Genomic DNA, 16,643 nt, shown 5'->3' with positions numbered 1-16,643 from the left:
ATTTTTATGAGTGATTTATTCTATGGCTCGTTTATGGATTAGTGGCAGCTCTGGATTTATAGGAAAACACTTGTACAATTATTTAAAAAATTTTTATGATATTACGTGCTTATCTCATCATAACAATACATTACTTCCAACCACTCATAATCATTTTAAATTAAATTTTCAAGATCGTTCCGAAATAGATTCTTTAATATCTAAATTTGGTATACCTGATATTTTTATTCATTTGGGTTGGGGAGATATGGAAAATCCTTCATCATCTGTTCATCTAAAAGAAAATGTTTTGATTTCTAAAAATCTTATAGATAGTTTTTTTGAACATGGTTTACAAAAATTTATTTTTATTGGCTCTGTTGAAGAATATGGCGAAAAAAATAGATTACTTTCTGAACATTCAATCCCAAAAGGAACTCTAACAAATTATGGTAAAGGTAAATATTTTGTAGCAAATTATGGGTTAAACAAACAGAAACATTCCAATCAATCCTTTATTCATATTAGATTATGCAATAGCTATGGTTCTGGACAAAGACCTACTTCTTTGATTAATTATTTGTATAATGCAGCTTCTACTAATCAAAAAGCTATAGTTGATCCTGGAAATATTTTTCGTGATTGTATTCATATATCTGAAGTTATTTTTGGAATAAAATTATTACTTGAACAAAATCATTCTTTTACTGTGAATTTAGGTAGTGGGAAAATGATTTCATTACAACATTTTATTTTGGAATTTTGGTCTCAACTAAACCAAAAAAAAGAAAATCTTATTTTTAAAAGCAATTTTGGTTTTCATGATTCTTTACGTGATGCACATGTTGATTTATCATTATTATACAAAATTACACATTGGAAACCCTCATTGTCCCTAAAAGATGGAATACGAATGACACTTCAGGACATGTCTTTAAAATAAATCTCTCATCTTTCTAAAATTATCTAGAATTATTCTTCCATGTCCTCTAATACATAATTTTATCATTATTTTGAAATTTTTGATGAAAAACCCAAAACCAAATTGATTTATCACATATCTAAAAAATGGGGCGAACATAAATAATAATTCTATTCTACTGAATTTTTCTCCTCGCAAATTTTTGTATATATCTTTAGATGATAGACCACCTACAAATCTGTGAAGTAAAATTTCATCAATTACATGTAAATCCCCATATTCTAAAATCCTTAAAATTACCATTAAGTCCCATGGCTGATGGTGAAACCCTATGCAATTTTGTAATTCTTTTCTTCTGAATATTCCGTATAACATTGATGATTCCATGAAATTTAAATAAAAAACAAATTTATCTTGAAATGAACCCTTTGCTGGATGAACAAAACGATATTTTTCCTTTATTTTATAATTCCCTTTTCCTCGATATCTAATTTTTAATTCTTTTTCATTTCCATAAAAATCAATTTCACTAATACTTCCAACAGTATTAGGATCAGATTCTAAAACTTGAATATTTTTTTCAATAAAAGTTTTTTCTTTAATGTCATGATCTGATGTAAACATAAAATATTTCTTTTCAGATTGTTTTAACACATATTCATAATTTTTTATAAATCCAATATTTTTATCTTGTCTGTAATACTTTATTCTCGAATCTTTTTTTGCATACTCTCTACAAATTTTTTCTGTGTTATCATTTGAAGCATTATCCGATATTATTAACTCAAAATCTGTAAATGTTTGGTTTAACAATGAATTAATGGATTTTTCTATGGATTTCTCTCCGTTATAGACAGGTAATCCTATTGAAAGCATGATTACTTAAAAAACTAAGGATTATAAAAAATCACATTTACTGTAATTTATGACAAAAAAATTATTAATAATTGGGGGGAGTGGATTAGTTGGAAGTACTCTATTAGAATATGCAGATGATTACGAATTACATGTTACATATAATACAAATCCATTTGAAAAACAAAATGTTCAAACATCACAATTGAATTTATTAGATAATGAACAAGATATAATTGATTTAATTAAAAATTTAGAACCTGATGTAGTAATAAACACTGTAGCACACCCTAGTGTTGATTTATGTGAAAAAAATCCAGAAATCGCAAACAATTTACACGTAAAAACAACAAAAATTATCACTGACATTTGTTCAAAAATAAATTCAAAACTAATTTATTTTTCAACTGATGCTGTGTTTGATGGTAAAACTGATCTAAAATATGTTGAAAAAGATCTTCCAAACCCCATTAATTACTATGGCTTAACAAAATTAAATGCTGAAAAAATTGTCTTATGTGAAAAAAATAACGTAATCTTGAGAACATCAGTAATTTATGGAAATCATAAAAAATCTAGATTTACAAATTGGATAATAGGTAACTTAATTCAAAATAAAATAGTCGATCCTCATGTTGATCAATTTAACACTCCCACATTAGTTGATGATCTAGCAATTTCCATTCTAAAAATTATCTCTAAGGATGTTTCTGGTTTGTTTCATGCAACTGGAAAAACTTGTTTAAATCGATATGAATTTGCAAAAGAAATCTCTTCTCAATTTGGTTTTGATTCGAAACTTATCCTTCCTGTAACTTCTGAACAAAAAAAACAAGAAGCGCCTAGGCCAAAAAAAACATGTCTTGATTCATCAAAATTGGAAAAAATTATTGATTATGAATTTTGTGATATAAAAAAAGGAATTTCTTTTCTAGTTGAAAATTCTCATAAATTAGATTACAAGAAACAAAATTAAAGAAAAATAAATGAGTCCAATGTGAGATATTTTGTGATTATTGGATCAACCCCTGTTAGAATAAGTTTCTCAGGAGGGGGAACTGACATGCCTGAATACTTCAATGAATTCGGCGGAAATGTTCTAACTAGCACCATATCAAAATTCACTTATGCTATATTTCATCCAAGATATGATGACTCATTTCAAGCATTTTCTCCTGATTTTGAAGCACATTACAAACCAACAAAATATAGTAAAATCAAGATTGAAACTGGCTCAGAATTGGCAGTAGCCGTTATCAAATATTTGAAATTTAAACAGGGAGTTAATGTTATTGTAGCTAGTGATGTTCCTGGTGGTTCAGGCCTTGGAGGTTCTGGTTCATTAACTGTAAATCTAGTTTATACTATACATAAAATAAAACAGAAAAAAATTTCAAAAAGTCAAATTGCAGAGGATTCATTTCATATTGGTAGAAAATTATTAAAAATGCCTATTGGTAAACAAGATGAGTATATTGCATCTTATGGCGGATTAAAATATATCACTTTCAATAAAGAAAAAATTAAAGTAGAAAAAATCAAAATAAATAAACCCACATTAAAGAAACTAGATCAAAATTTAATTTTATTTTTTGTTGGAGATACAAGAAATAGTACAAGTATTTTATCACAACAATTATCTAGAATCAAAAATAAAGACAAAGTGATTATCAATTCTCTAAATCAAGTGAAGTTATTATGTCAAGAAATGCATGATTCATTACGAAATAATGATATTACCAAATTTGGTGAAATTTTAAATAAATCTTGGCTGAAAAAAAGAGAATTTGTAAAAGGTGTTTCAAATAGTAAAATTGATAAAATTTATCAAATAGCAATAAAAAATGGTGCAACAGGTGGTAAATTGACTGGTGCTGGTGGTGGCGGACATATGCTATTTTATTGTGAAAAAAAGAATCAACAAAAACTAATTCACAAATTGGAAAGTATGAAATTAAAACATATAGATTTTAACCTATATGATAAAGGTCCTGAAATTGCATACATGTCCAATAAAACTCAGAATCAAAACTAAATCAACAATCCTTATAATTAAGATTAATAGCAAAAACTCATGAAGAAAATTGAGCCTATTTTACATTCATTTTTAGACGAACAAAAAATATGCGTGTCCAACATCACAAAAAATTCTAAAGACCTAGAAGACTTGATCCGTTTACTAATAAAAGCAAGAAATAATGGCAAAAAAATTTTTACAATGGGAAATGGCGGTTCAGGTTCTACTGCCTCTCATTTTGTTTCAGATTTATTAAAAACAGCAATTATAAAAGACAAAAAAAGATTTCAAGCATTTTCCTTAACAGATAATATTCCTGTAATTCTTGCATGGTCAAATGATGTTTCTTATGATCGTATATTTATTGAACAACTAAAAAATACTGTTTCTAATGGGGATGTTGTAATTGCTTTTAGTGGTAGTGGTAATTCAAAAAATCTTATTTCAGCTTTAAAATTCTGTAAAAAAAATCATGTAAAATGTATCGGATTTTCTGGTTCCTTAGGTGGAAAAATGAAACAATATTGCGATTTATGTATTCGTGTTCCAAGTACTGATATGCTAACAATTGAATCACAACATGTTTTATTGTGTCACGGAATTGTTTCTACCATTAGAAAATTAGGAAATCCTCAATTCAAATATAATTAAAAATGAATAAAGTATTTTTTTTAGATCGTGATGGAGTTATTAATAAAAAAAGGAGCGATTATGTCAAAAATGTTGAAGAATTAGAAATTTTACCTAATCTTGATACTATTATAAAAAAAATTAAACAAAATAATTATCTTGTAATTGTGATAACTAATCAATCTGTAATAAATCGTGGTTTAAGTACTCATCAAAAAATACAAGCAATACATGAAAAAATACAATCTAAATTAGAGATGAAAATAGATGGTTTCTTTTATTGTCCTCATAGGCCAGATGAAAAATGTGGTTGTCGTAAACCAAAAACTGGTTTATTAGAATTAGCTGCAACCCAATTTGATATTGATTTTAAAAATAGTTGGTTTATTGGTGATAGTGAATCCGATATTTTAGCTGGAGAGAAAATGGGTTGTAACACAAAAAAGATAAAATCTGAATATTTTTTAGAAAATGCAGTTAATACCATATTGAAATGATAAATTTTTCTTTAAAAAGTAACTATAATTAATAAGTCTAAAAATAATATTTCAAAATGAAGAAAATTTTCATAACTGGAGGTGCTGGATATGTAGGTTCAGTATTAATTCCACAATTACTTAACGATGGATATCATATCAAATGTCTAGATCGATTCTTTTTTGGTGATAAATTTTTTAAAAATCTACAAAATGATCGTTTAGAATTGCTTAAAGATGATATTAGATGGTTTGACCCTTCAATTCTTGATGATGTAGATGTTGTATTGGATTTAGCTGCATTGTCAAATGATCCGATTGGAGAGTTAAATCCTGAAAAAACATTTGAAATTAATCATTTGGGAAGGGCTAGAGTTGCTTTGGAAAGTAAGAATAAAGGTGTAAAACAGTATATTTTAGCATCCAGTGCAAGTATTTATGGAAAACAAGAAAAAATTGCAAATGAAACTTTTTCTGTTTTTCCATTAACTTCATACTCTAAAGCTAATAGAAATGCAGAAATTGATTCTATGAAACTTAATGATGATTCTTTTTCAGTAACTGCATTAAGATTTTCAAGTATCTTTGGCGTTTCTCCTAGAATGAGATTTGATATTTCTGTTAATAGTATGGTCTTAGATTTATTTCAAAATGGAAAGATTACTGTAAGAGGTAAAAATAACACTCGACCATTTATACATATTAAAGATGCAGTTAATGCATACAAATCAATTCTAAATGCAAAAATAAATGATATTTCTGGCCAAATTTTTAATGTTGGAGATAATAATCAAAATTATTCTATGGGTGAATTAGCTTATGAAATTAAAAATGCACTTAACCCTAAATGTGAAGTAGAGCTTGGCGATAACAACGATCATAGGTCATATTCCCTTTCATTTGATAAAATTCATAATATTACTGGATTTAAGGTAAATTTTTCACTAATTGATGGAGTTAAAGAACTATTTGATTCATTACAAAACAATACTGTAGATACATCACTAAAAACAATCACTTTAGATTGGTATAAACACATTGAAAATGATATAGAATTGAAAAAAGAATTAATGATTAATGATAGGATATTATAATATTTGTAAATCATGCTTTCAATAGGATTACCTGTCTATAACGGAGAGAAATCCATAGAAAAATCCATTAATTCATTGTTAAACCAAACATTTACAGATTTTGAGTTAATAATATCGGATAATGCTTCAAATGATAACACAGAAAAAATTTGTAGAGAGTATGCAAAAAAAGATTCGAGAATAAAGTATTACAGACAAGATAAAAATATTGGTCCATTGAAAAATTTTTCATATGTTTTAGAAAATGCAACTTCACAATATTTTATGTGGGCAGCAGATGATGATCTTTGGGAAGATTCTTTTATTGAAAAAAATATTCAAGTTTTAGAATCTGATCCTAATACTGTTGGAAGTATTAGTAAAGTTGATTTTTTTGGAAATTCTACTAATCGATATGCAAAAGATCCAATATTTTTACCTGTAATTCCTGCTAGAGGAAACTATGAACAACGTTTTTCAACATATCTGAAACTAGCTGAATCTACTGCGATCTATTCAATTTTTAGAACAGACTGTTTAAAACAATCTGTATATTTTCATCATCTTCCATGGGATCTTTCAATTATTTTGGCTATTTTGAAATTTGGTGAACTAAATGTGATTGATGAAATATTGTTTCACCGTTCTGCTCTGGGAGAATCTTCTTCGGCAAGGAGTTATGAAATTTTTAAAAACCTCTATAAGATTGATAGACTTGAATTACTCTTTATGTTTGTCCCATTTCTAAAATGGTGTATTGAACTATTTGGAATCAAATTTATTTTCAAAAATTTTAATTCAATTTTAAAATTACATGTTAGTGGCTATGGTAGAATAATTAATGATGAATTACAATACGTCTTATCTAAATTTACTAAAGAATAATTCTATTTTTAATGTAAACAAGAGTTTTTATCCATAAGTAATTATTCTTATTGAATTAATCTAGATTATGACAAATTTATGGGAATCTTTGAAATCTATCATACGTGAATCTAAAAATTTAGGATTATTGGGAATTACTATTTATTCTGCAAGTCTGATAAGTGGATTATTTTTTCTTTATATTGCACCTCTTTTAGGCCCTGAAAAATATGGTGAATTAAGTTATCTCTATTCTATATCTAACATAATTTTTGCATTATGTTTTTTTGGTGGAGGAAGTATAATCTTAATTTACATTCCAAAAGGGGTTAAAATTTTCCCTGTAATTGGTATAATATCACTTTTTTCTTGTTTCATAGGATCTGTGATTGCATTTATTTTTCTAAATGATTTTGTAATAAGCTTACTTATCCTATCTTTATCGATTTCAAATTTAGCAACAAATGAACTTTTAGCAAAACAACAATACAAATCATACTCAAAATATATTTTCACTCAAAGAATTTCATTCGTTGTTTTATCTATAGGATTGTATCATGTTTTTGATATTTCTGGATTGCTTTTAGGAATTGGATTATCCAATTTGTTTTTTATCCCTAGAATAATTTTTAGTTTTAAAGAATCAAAAATTGATTTTTCTCTAATAAAACCTAGATTCAAATTTATGTTAAACAATTATGCTCTCTGGATTACTCGAGTGGGTTATGGGTATATGGATAGATTAATTATTTCTCCTATTCATGGATTTGAAATTTTAGGTAATTATGAACTAGCAGGACAAATTGTTGCATTTATGTACATTTTTCCTATTGTAATTCATAGCTTTGTCCAACCTCGTGATGCCAAAAAAATTTCTACTAGAAAAGTAAAGACTGGTGCTATTATTTTATCTGTATTATTTGCTGTATTAGTTTCAATTCTTGCACCAATTATTTTACCACTGCTATTTGATGAGTTTTCTACCTCGATTATGTTTGTTTCAATTATGGCATTTGCTATAATTCCCCATATGATCTCTAGATTAAACGCTTCAAGATTTTTAGGAAATGAAATGAGTAAAATTGTAATAATTGGCTCAGGCTTACATTTGGGCGTGTTAATTCTAGGAATAATTGTTCTTGGAGGCCAATTTGGAACTATGGGTTTGGCTATATCATTTCTTTTATCCGAAATAACTGAAGCTGTTTTTCTATCATTAATGCATAAACGTACATTCAAAATATTTGTATGAAATTATTTTCAAAGATCTAAAATTAAATAATTGTCAATCTTATGTGTGGTGTGCCCGAAATAACTATTGATGGAACAAAGATTGGTGATGATAATCCTTGTTATACTATTGCTGAAGCGGGAGCAAATCATGACGGTAATTTAAACAAAGCTTTCAAACTGATTGATGCTGCTGTTGATGGAAAAGCACATTCTATAAAATTCCAAACATATAAAGCTGGTAAATTATCTACAAAAACTGCTCCAAAATATTGGGATGATAACAAAAAACATGAATCTCAATTTGATGTATTTTCCAAACTTGATAATTTAGCAAATGATGATTGGAAACAAATTTTTGAATATGCAAATGAAAAACAAATTACCTGTTTTTCAACTCCATTTGATGAAAAATCTGTTGATCTTTTATATTCTTTAGATGTTCCTGCGTTCAAAATTGCTTCAGCCGATTTGACTCACATACCATTAATCAAACATATTGCATCAAAGCAACTTCCTATTTTTTTATCTACTGGAATGGCTTCTGATTTAGAAATTAAAGAAGCTATTAACACAATTCAAGATTCTGGAAATCAAAATATTGTTTTAATGCATTGTATGACTTCATATCCCACTAAATTTGAAGATGCTAATTTAGATATGATTCAAAAGCTTACTCAAGAATATCCTTCATTAGTAATTGGATACTCTGATCACACACCCGGAATTTTGGCTGCATTATTTTCAACTTTTTATGGCTCTAAAGTTATTGAGAAACATTTTACGTTTGATAAAACATTAGATCGTAGTCCTGATCATTGGCTGTCTCTAGATCCTGCAGATTTTATTGATTTAGTTAATGGTTTAAACATTGCAAAAATTTCCAAGGGTTCTGATATTAGAAATGATTTCAATTGTGAAAAAGAATCTATAAAATATGCCAGAAGAAGTATTGTATCTACCCAAAATATTCCTAAGGGTACTAAAATTTCTAAATATATGTTGGACGTTAAGAGACCTGCAACTGGAATTTATCCTAAATTTTTAGATAAAGTCGTTAATTCTACAGCTAAAAAAGATATTGAGGAAGATATCCCAATTCAATGGGATGATATTGAATAACTATGAAAAAAACTACCAATCTTATTTTAATTCCTGCATTTAGTAATAACAAAAATATTTCTCAACACAATCTACGTCTTGTAAATAACAATCCATTACTGTATTATGTTTTAAGAACATGTATTGATGCAAAATGTGCCGATGTTTTTGTTGTAACCGATTCTGAAGCAATTCAAGAAGTTTCTTTACAATATACCCCTAATGTAATTTTTTTAAAAGATACTAACTTATCTAATTCTGAAAAAATCATCAAAAATGCTTTAGATGCATTCAAAGAATCAAATTTTAATTATAAAAAATGTTTAGTTATTTTTTCAGATTTGCCATTAATTGAAAAAAATACTATTCGAAAATTTTTCCCCAAAATCTCAAAAAATCATACCGTTACTGGATATGTTGAAAATTCTGATACTTTTACAAAATCTTCTCTTAAACACAATTTAAGTAAATTATCTGTGCAAGAAAATATTGTTAGCTCTAGAACTATTTTTGGTTTTGATATTCAATATTTTCTTAAAAATAAAAAATTCAATCCTTCTTATGTAGGCATTAAACTTTCTCCTACTGAGGGATTTATAGCTAAAAATTATCATGATTTAGAACAAATAGAAAAAATCCTCAACAGGAGAAAAATACTTGTTTGTGTTAACGGTTCTAATAAAATTGGATTAGGTCATGTCTATAACATGATTACTATTCTAAACTACTTACGAAATAATGAAATTCTAATTGTTATGGAAAAAAGTAAAAATCTTGGACATCAAAAACTTCGTAAACAATTGTATAAAGTAAAATTTTACTCAAATAACAAAGAATTTAATGGCATTTTACAAAACTTTAAACCCGATCTGATTTTCAATGATATTCTTTATACTACAACATCGTACATGAAGAAATTGCGTAAATCTAATTCATTTATAGTTAATTTTGAAGATTTAGGTCCTGGAAGTGATTTAGCTGATTTAGTTTTTAATCCAATATATGTAACAAATAAAACTAAACCTCGTAAATTTTTCGGAAGTAATTATGCTTGTGTTCGTGATGAATTTAGAATTTTACATAGTAAACCAATTAGAAAAAAAGTAAAAAATATTTTATTAACTTTTGGTGGAACTGATCCTCAAAATTTGACTTTGCCTGTTTTAGAATTACTATCAAAAAATAATTTTAAACAAAAAATTGTTGTTATTTTGGGAATGGGAAATGCTCATAAAAATAAAATTAAAAAATTGGTTTTCCAAATGAACCAAAATTCACAAAATGTGAGAATTATTGAACAATCTGATATAATGGCAAAATATATTCGTGAATCTGATTTTGTGATAACAGCTAATGGCAGAACTGTTTTTGAAATTGCTTCACTTAAGGTGCCTATGATCACAGTTTCAGTTCATGAAAGAGAAGAATTACATAAATTTTCAAGAATTTCAGGTGGTGCAATTCACTTAGGATCGATAAATAATCTTACTATGAAATCTTTTCAAAATGCAATAATCAAAATGATGGATTATGATTTTAGACTAGAATTACGTAAAAATCTTGAAAAACACGATCTATTAAATGGAGTTCATGAAATCATTAGAATTATCAATACTAAATTTGATGATCAAAAAATCTAACTAGAATAGTTACCATGCAGTCCACCCTCCATCCACTATCAAATTGGAACCTGTCATGTATGATGATGCATCAGATGCTAGGAATATTATAGCTCCAACATATTCATCTTTACGAGCCATTCTTCCTAACATTGTTTTAGCAGAATATTTTTTTACAAATTCTTTTTCTTGACCTTTTTCTACTCCTCCTGGAGAAAGAGTATTCACTCTAATTCCTTTTCCATTCCAATATGATGCTAAATATCGTGTAAAATTTAGTACACCACTTTTTGTAGCTGAATAAAATGCAGCTGCATTTTGTCCGCTTTTACCATATATTCTTTGATCTGGTGCAACAATCCCATATGTTGAAGAAACATTGATTATTACTCCTTTCTTTTGTTTTACCATGACCTTTCCAATTTTCTGACAACACAAAAACATCCCAGTTAAGTTGACATCCAATGCTTTTCCCCATTCGGATTCTGGAAATTCTTCAAAAGAAGTAGTTCGTAGTTTTGGATTACCCTGTATTGCTGCATTATTAATTAAAACATCAATTTTTGAATATTTTTTTAATATCTTATTTACCATCCCATCTATTGATTTCTTATTTGTTATGTCTAATTTTATTGGCATAGAATTTTTATCATATATTTGATCTAATTTCTTAGCAATTTTTTTACATGCTTCAAAATTTGTATCTGCTATAATCACATTTGCACCTGCTTGTGTTAATCCCTCTGCATATTGTGAACCTAACAGTCCTGCTCCTCCTGTTATCACAACCACTTTATTTGAAAGATCAAATAATTTTTTTACATTCATAATTTTTATTCTAAATTTTCCTTTAAAGGTGTTTTTAGGCGTATATTTTGTTTATTCTTTAATTTTCGATACTCTGATAGAATCTACAAATTTCCCTTCAAATAATATATGTTCTACAAATTTACCTTCTTTTTTATATCCACATTTAGCAAAAAGCTTCTCTGAATTGACATTCAATTCATTATAATCTGCACATATTTTATGAAGAATATTTGATTCAATGTAATGATTTGTTATAGAAGAAAGTGCTTCGTATGCGATACCTTTTTTCCAAAAATTTTTATCAAAAATTATTATTCCTAAATCACATCGTTTGTGTATTGCATTGAAATTAATTAAATGGATGTTCCCTATGTGGTTGTTTTGAAAGAAAATTCCTACAAGTATAGAATATTCGTCTGTTATAGATTTCATTACATATTTTTTTATTGATTCAAAATCCCATTTTTTATAACGTGCTTCAATAAATCTAATTACCTCCTCATCATTTAATGCATTAATATATTTTTCAGTAATGTCTTTCTCTTTTAATTCTCTTAAGATTAATCTTTCCGTTTTTATTTCAATATTCTTATCAATCATTATCTATACCTAAAAATTTTATTGTATTAAGTTTATGAAAACCGTTAATTAGTATATGTAAAAAAGTCTTTCATGGCTCATGATCTTACAAAATCTAACCAACTTAAAGAACGTGCAAAAAAAGCAATTCCTCATTTAACTGGTACTTTCAGTAGAGCTGCACCTGCATTTATTGAGGGAGTTTATCCTGTATATGTGCAATCGGCAAACGGTTCTCATTTTATTGATGTTGATGGTAATGATTTTCTTGATTATTTGTGTGGAATTGGTCCTATTACCCTTGGATATAACTACAAACCTGTTAATGATGCAATTATTGACCAATTAAAAAGTGGAATTTTATTCTCATTGCCTCATCCTTTGGAAGTTGAAACTTCAGAATTAATGCTACAAACTATACCTCATGCTGAATTAGTAAAGTTTGAGAAATCTGGTTCTAATGCTGTAACTGGGGCTGTTAGAGCTGCACGACATATTACAAAACGTGATAAAATTGCTTATTGTGGCAGTGGTGGTGTGTGGCATGATTGGCAAGCTGCAATGGTAAGTCGTGATGGAGGTGTACCTTTTTTTAATCGAGATCTAATTAAAATTTTTGAATATAATGATATTTCCGGTTTAGAACAAATTTTTGAGGATAATCCTGAAGAAATTGCTGCCATTGTACTTGAACCCACTGTGTATCAAAAACCTTCTAATGATTTTTTAATTAATGTTAGAAAGATAGCTGATTCAAATAACTCATTACTAATTTTAGATGAAATTGTAACTGGTTTTAGATTTTCACTTCAAGGAGGACAAAAATATTTCAACATTAAGGGTGATATGGTTTGTTTTGGAAAAGGAATGGGTAATGGATTGCCAATTAGTGCAATTACTGGACCTGCTGAATTTATGAAAGCATTTGATGAATTATGGGTTTCATCAACAAATAACAGTGAAACTCTTTCATTAGCCGGAACAAAAGCTGTTATTACTGAAATGAAAGAAAAAAACACGATTTCAAAATGTTGGGAAAATGGAATTAAGTTATTTGAAGGTTGGAATAAAATAACAGATTCCTATAATTTGAACGCAAAAATGATTGGATATCCCATTAGGATGAAATTGGAATGTTATGATACAAAAAATCAACCTTCTGACTCGTTGAAAGGATTGTTTTTACAAGAAATGGTGAAACGTGGAATTTTTATGTCTCCTGGTGTTGTATTTCATTCATTTTCACATACAATGGATGATATTGATTTTACATTAAGCAATTTAGAATCTGTATGTAAATTTATTTCAGAAAAAATTTCTAACGAAGATTATTCTTCACATCTAGAAGGCTCTTTACCAAAAACTATATGGACAATGAAAATTCCTCCAACTAAAAATAAAAAATAATTTTGAACTATTTCATATGTACTCAAATTCTTTTTTAGAATACACAAATGTTTTTCCTCTTAATCATGTCTGCAGCAAAATCACCTTTTTTCCAAGCTATATTTACATCCACTTTATTTTTGCTATGAAGAAGACCTTCAAATGTATCAAATCCATATATATTAAATTTTGATGAATCAATTTTTTTCTTTTAACGAAAGAATCTAATGCTCTCAAATATCTATACAAAGTAATTCCTTTACCTATACCAAATTCATAATAATTTCCAAAAGGAGATCATCTATTTTTCATCTTGTTTCCTGAAATGCTAAAATATTGTAAAACATCCTTTAATTGTATTTTCTCTTAATCCTCCGAGAATTTTACTAGTTTTATCTCCAAATATTCTTCTAATAATACATTCAAGACTTCTAGATTTTGGATTAAAATTCAATTTTTTTAAAACGGTTTTTACAACCAATTTCTATAAGCTTCTTCATTATGTTTATCGTTAATCTCTAATAATTCAGGATTTTTATTTAATGTCTCTAAAATTTCTTGAAATCTTGGAATTTTTTTATTTTTTAATTTTGACATAATTTCTCTAACTAGTATCAAATCTTCAGGAAAATCTACTGTTAGTCGAATATCAGGTCTTCTTAATTGTTTTTTTACATTATATTTATTAATTTTAAATTGAGATTTATTTTGGAAAATATACTCTGTAACTAATTCACTCCTGGTCCTCTTATTTCCATTTTTATGTGAAAATTTCAAAGATTCGAGATTTATTAATTCAAAACCTATTCCATTTGGTAAATCTACAGTATATGTGAAATCTGCATTTTTCTTTAAATGATCACTTATTACTAAATCAATTATTTCCCAATAGACAAACGGATCTTCAGTTGTTACTCGAAAAATAATATCTGCATTCGTATGCTCACCTGCTTTTATCATTCTTTGTAAAACATCAGTATCATCCCCTATGACAAATTTGAGCTTATTTTTTCTAGCATAATCAATAAAAACCTCATTACCTGGATTTTCACTTATTGCTAAGATAATTTCAGCAATTGATTTTGATTTTTTCAATTGAGAAATCATTGAATCTAAAATTCTTCTATTATCTACAAATTGCATAGGTTTTGCAAATAGTCGTGCTGATTCAACTCTACATGCGAGTACAGCTACAACTTTATTCTTTTTTTCTATATTTTTCATGTTAAATGGATTATCTTTCAAAATTGTTTTTTTTGCAACACTATCGATTATATCTAGTACGTTTAGTTCTTCTACATAATTTTCATATCTCAACAAATTGATGTCTCTTTTCTTAATTTTTTGTCCTTTTTTGATTGTCCTTTTTGCAACGGGAATCTTTTTCATCTTCTTTCTATATTCTTGCTCTTCCTGACTTAGTTCAAATGAATCATTTCCTAATATTTTCTCAGTTTTACGTAACAATTTTACCATTTCAGTAAACTCATCTGGATTGATTGAGGATTCATAATCATCTTCTTTTAATGACCTGTTTCTAGTGATGTGTTTCTCAATAACAAACGCACCTGTCCCCATAGCAATCAACGGAATAATTTTTGCTAATTTTGAGCCTCCATCAATATGATCCATATATCCTACTGGCAAATCGTATCTTTTTTGGAAATTTTTGATTCTATTTAATTCAATTTTGTTAATTTTTGTTGGAAAGGCTTGAAATCCATGCATCAAAATAATTTGTGATTTTCCTTTTATTTTAATTCGATTAATTGCGTTATCTATCTCATTTAGTTTGCATCCTGAACATGATAATAAAATTGGTTTTTGTGTACTTGCAATATAATCAATTAATTCATAATTATTCATATCTGAAGAATGAATTTTAAAAATATCTATTCCTGCTTTATGTGCAAATGCAGCTCTTTCTTTACTAAACACATCTGCACAAATTTTTACATGATGTTTTTTTATTTTTTTGAAAACTTTTAACCATTCAGAATTTGAGAATTCTAATTTTTTAAATGATTCGTATTCTGAATGATTTTTTACTAATAATTCTTTAGCTGTAAAAAGTTGGAATTTTATTGCATCTGTTTTTGTTTTGATTGCTTTATTCACTATTTCATGTAATTTATTTATAGATCCTTCGTGTGTATTTGCAATCTCTGCAATTATGAACATTTTTTTATTGAGAATATTGGTTTTTGTCATTTGTTATATTCATTTCAAGTAGATAAATACATAAATCTGTCTTTTACAAAAATTTGTAATATTTGAATAAAAAAATCATTAAATTTGCTACTTTTTTGAGCGAAAAAATACCATTTCTTAAACCGTATGCATTTGATTACTATCATAAGAATTTGATTGGTGCAAAATTTACTGGTTGGGGAATGAAAACAGAACATGAACTTCCTTGGAATGATGAATATTCTGGAAAAATTTTTAACAAAACATGTGAAGATGTTCAGAATTTTAATTTTAGTAAATCTTTTAGAATGAACGAAAACACTTTAGATGAATTAAGATGGAGGCATTGGATTGTAAGAACTGCAACTTTACATGCTTTGAAGTTTGCAAAATCTAACGAATATAATTTTGTAGAATGTGGTGTTGGTGATGGTATTACTTCTTTTTTTACTATGCGTGAAATTGCAAACTATCCATTAAGAACTAGTGACTTTTCTATGCATTTATACGATGCATGGGCTGCTATGAAAAAAGATCGTTTGCTTGAATCGGAATTAGATTCTGAAGGTAAATATGCTGAATTAGATTTTGAGCGAACAAAAAATAATCTATCTGAATTCAAGAAACAAATAGTTTTTCACAAAGGATACATTCCATCCACATTCAATTCCCACCCTGATTCCCCTGATTCCATTAGATACCTACACATTGATCTAAACGCAACAGCACCTACTATTGATTCTCTAGAATTCTTTTTACCAAAACTTGCTCCTGGTGGAGTTATTCTATTTGATGACTATGGTTGGGCCCCTTATTATGATACAAAAAAAGCCATTGACGAATTTTTTTCTGATAAACCTGGAATTTTAATGAAACTGCCTACGGCACAGGCAATTTATTATAATTAATTCT

16 protein-coding genes are annotated in these 16,643 nt (G+C 27.6%); 12 read left to right on the top strand and 4 right to left on the bottom strand.

Translation table 11 applies throughout. From position 1 onward, the window contains the following. Nucleotides 1–22 precede the first annotated feature (22 nt). On the top strand, nucleotides 23–922 hold the full coding sequence (locus NPIRD3C_RS00255; RefSeq protein WP_148702304.1) for an NAD-dependent epimerase/dehydratase family protein: 900 nt from the start codon (nucleotides 23–25) through the stop codon (nucleotides 920–922). Here the strand turns inward: NPIRD3C_RS00255 and NPIRD3C_RS00250 are convergent. Beyond that, nucleotides 914–1,777 (bottom strand): glycosyltransferase family 2 protein, encoded by an 864-nt coding sequence (locus NPIRD3C_RS00250; protein WP_148702303.1) that lies wholly within the window; start codon nucleotides 1,775–1,777, stop codon nucleotides 914–916. The two genes, NPIRD3C_RS00255 and NPIRD3C_RS00250, sit on opposite strands and share 9 nt — an antisense overlap. A gap of 49 nt (nucleotides 1,778–1,826) precedes the next feature. On the opposite strand from NPIRD3C_RS00250, the gene NPIRD3C_RS00245 reads away from it, so the two are divergent. The 9 genes from NPIRD3C_RS00245 to NPIRD3C_RS00205 all read left to right on the top strand — a co-directional run bounded on the left by NPIRD3C_RS00245 (nucleotide 1,827) and on the right by NPIRD3C_RS00205 (nucleotide 10,787). Then, nucleotides 1,827–2,732: an SDR family oxidoreductase gene (locus tag NPIRD3C_RS00245; RefSeq protein WP_148702302.1), complete on the top strand. Its 906-nt coding sequence runs from the start codon at nucleotides 1,827–1,829 to the stop codon at nucleotides 2,730–2,732. Between the two features lie 33 nt (nucleotides 2,733–2,765). Next, nucleotides 2,766–3,791, top strand: coding sequence for a GHMP family kinase ATP-binding protein (locus NPIRD3C_RS00240; protein WP_148702301.1), 1,026 nt, complete (start codon nucleotides 2,766–2,768; stop codon nucleotides 3,789–3,791). Nucleotides 3,792–3,830: 39 nt separating this feature from the next. Beyond that, nucleotides 3,831–4,424: a D-sedoheptulose-7-phosphate isomerase gene (locus tag NPIRD3C_RS00235; protein ID WP_148702300.1), complete on the top strand. Its 594-nt coding sequence runs from the start codon at nucleotides 3,831–3,833 to the stop codon at nucleotides 4,422–4,424. 2 nt (nucleotides 4,425–4,426) lie between these two features. Next, nucleotides 4,427–4,900, top strand: coding sequence for a D-glycero-alpha-D-manno-heptose-1,7-bisphosphate 7-phosphatase (locus NPIRD3C_RS00230; protein WP_148702299.1), 474 nt, complete (start codon nucleotides 4,427–4,429; stop codon nucleotides 4,898–4,900). A gap of 56 nt (nucleotides 4,901–4,956) precedes the next feature. After that, nucleotides 4,957–5,973, top strand: a complete 1,017-nt coding sequence (locus NPIRD3C_RS00225) for an NAD-dependent epimerase/dehydratase family protein (RefSeq protein ID WP_148702298.1) — start codon at nucleotides 4,957–4,959, stop codon at nucleotides 5,971–5,973. A 12-nt stretch (nucleotides 5,974–5,985) separates the two neighbouring features. Next, entirely contained in the window at nucleotides 5,986–6,837 is an 852-nt protein-coding gene (locus NPIRD3C_RS00220) for a glycosyltransferase family 2 protein (protein ID WP_148702297.1), read from the top strand. A 67-nt stretch (nucleotides 6,838–6,904) separates the two neighbouring features. Next, the gene (locus NPIRD3C_RS00215) at nucleotides 6,905–8,068 is read left to right on the top strand and encodes a lipopolysaccharide biosynthesis protein (RefSeq protein WP_148702296.1); all 1,164 of its coding nucleotides are present in this window, start codon (nucleotides 6,905–6,907) and stop codon (nucleotides 8,066–8,068) included. 50 nt (nucleotides 8,069–8,118) lie between these two features. Further along, nucleotides 8,119–9,168, top strand: a complete 1,050-nt coding sequence (locus NPIRD3C_RS00210) for an N-acetylneuraminate synthase family protein (RefSeq protein WP_160272823.1) — start codon at nucleotides 8,119–8,121, stop codon at nucleotides 9,166–9,168. Between the two features lie 2 nt (nucleotides 9,169–9,170). Beyond that, nucleotides 9,171–10,787, top strand: a complete 1,617-nt coding sequence (locus NPIRD3C_RS00205; protein WP_148702294.1) for a cytidylyltransferase domain-containing protein — start codon at nucleotides 9,171–9,173, stop codon at nucleotides 10,785–10,787. A gap of 9 nt (nucleotides 10,788–10,796) precedes the next feature. Here NPIRD3C_RS00205 and NPIRD3C_RS00200 read toward each other — a convergent pair whose 3' ends face one another. Both NPIRD3C_RS00200 and NPIRD3C_RS00195 read right to left on the bottom strand, forming a co-directional pair. Then, nucleotides 10,797–11,594: an SDR family oxidoreductase gene (locus NPIRD3C_RS00200; RefSeq protein WP_148702293.1), complete on the bottom strand. Its 798-nt coding sequence runs from the start codon at nucleotides 11,592–11,594 to the stop codon at nucleotides 10,797–10,799. Between the two features lie 51 nt (nucleotides 11,595–11,645). Then, nucleotides 11,646–12,176 carry a GNAT family N-acetyltransferase gene (locus NPIRD3C_RS00195; RefSeq protein ID WP_148702292.1) on the bottom strand — a complete coding sequence of 177 codons (531 nt, stop codon included), beginning with the start codon at nucleotides 12,174–12,176 and terminating at the stop codon, nucleotides 11,646–11,648. 72 nt (nucleotides 12,177–12,248) lie between these two features. Between NPIRD3C_RS00195 and NPIRD3C_RS00190 the strand changes: the two genes are divergently transcribed. Continuing rightward, on the top strand, nucleotides 12,249–13,562 hold the full coding sequence (locus tag NPIRD3C_RS00190; protein WP_148702291.1) for an aminotransferase class III-fold pyridoxal phosphate-dependent enzyme: 1,314 nt from the start codon (nucleotides 12,249–12,251) through the stop codon (nucleotides 13,560–13,562). A gap of 450 nt (nucleotides 13,563–14,012) precedes the next feature. On the opposite strand, the gene NPIRD3C_RS00185 is transcribed toward NPIRD3C_RS00190, so the two are convergent. After that, a complete protein-coding gene (locus tag NPIRD3C_RS00185) occupies nucleotides 14,013–15,752 on the bottom strand; it encodes an N-acetylneuraminate synthase family protein (RefSeq protein ID WP_148702290.1) in 1,740 nt (579 codons plus the stop codon). 95 nt (nucleotides 15,753–15,847) lie between these two features. Between NPIRD3C_RS00185 and NPIRD3C_RS00180 the strand changes: the two genes are divergently transcribed. Continuing rightward, nucleotides 15,848–16,639, top strand: a complete 792-nt coding sequence (locus NPIRD3C_RS00180; protein ID WP_148702289.1) for a class I SAM-dependent methyltransferase — start codon at nucleotides 15,848–15,850, stop codon at nucleotides 16,637–16,639. Nucleotides 16,640–16,643: the final 4 nt, after the last annotated feature.

It is taken from the genome of Nitrosopumilus piranensis (assembly GCF_000875775.1).
In the GTDB taxonomy this organism is placed as follows: domain Archaea; phylum Thermoproteota; class Nitrososphaeria; order Nitrososphaerales; family Nitrosopumilaceae; genus Nitrosopumilus; species Nitrosopumilus piranensis.
This window is presented reverse-complemented; position numbering and strand designations above follow the sequence as displayed.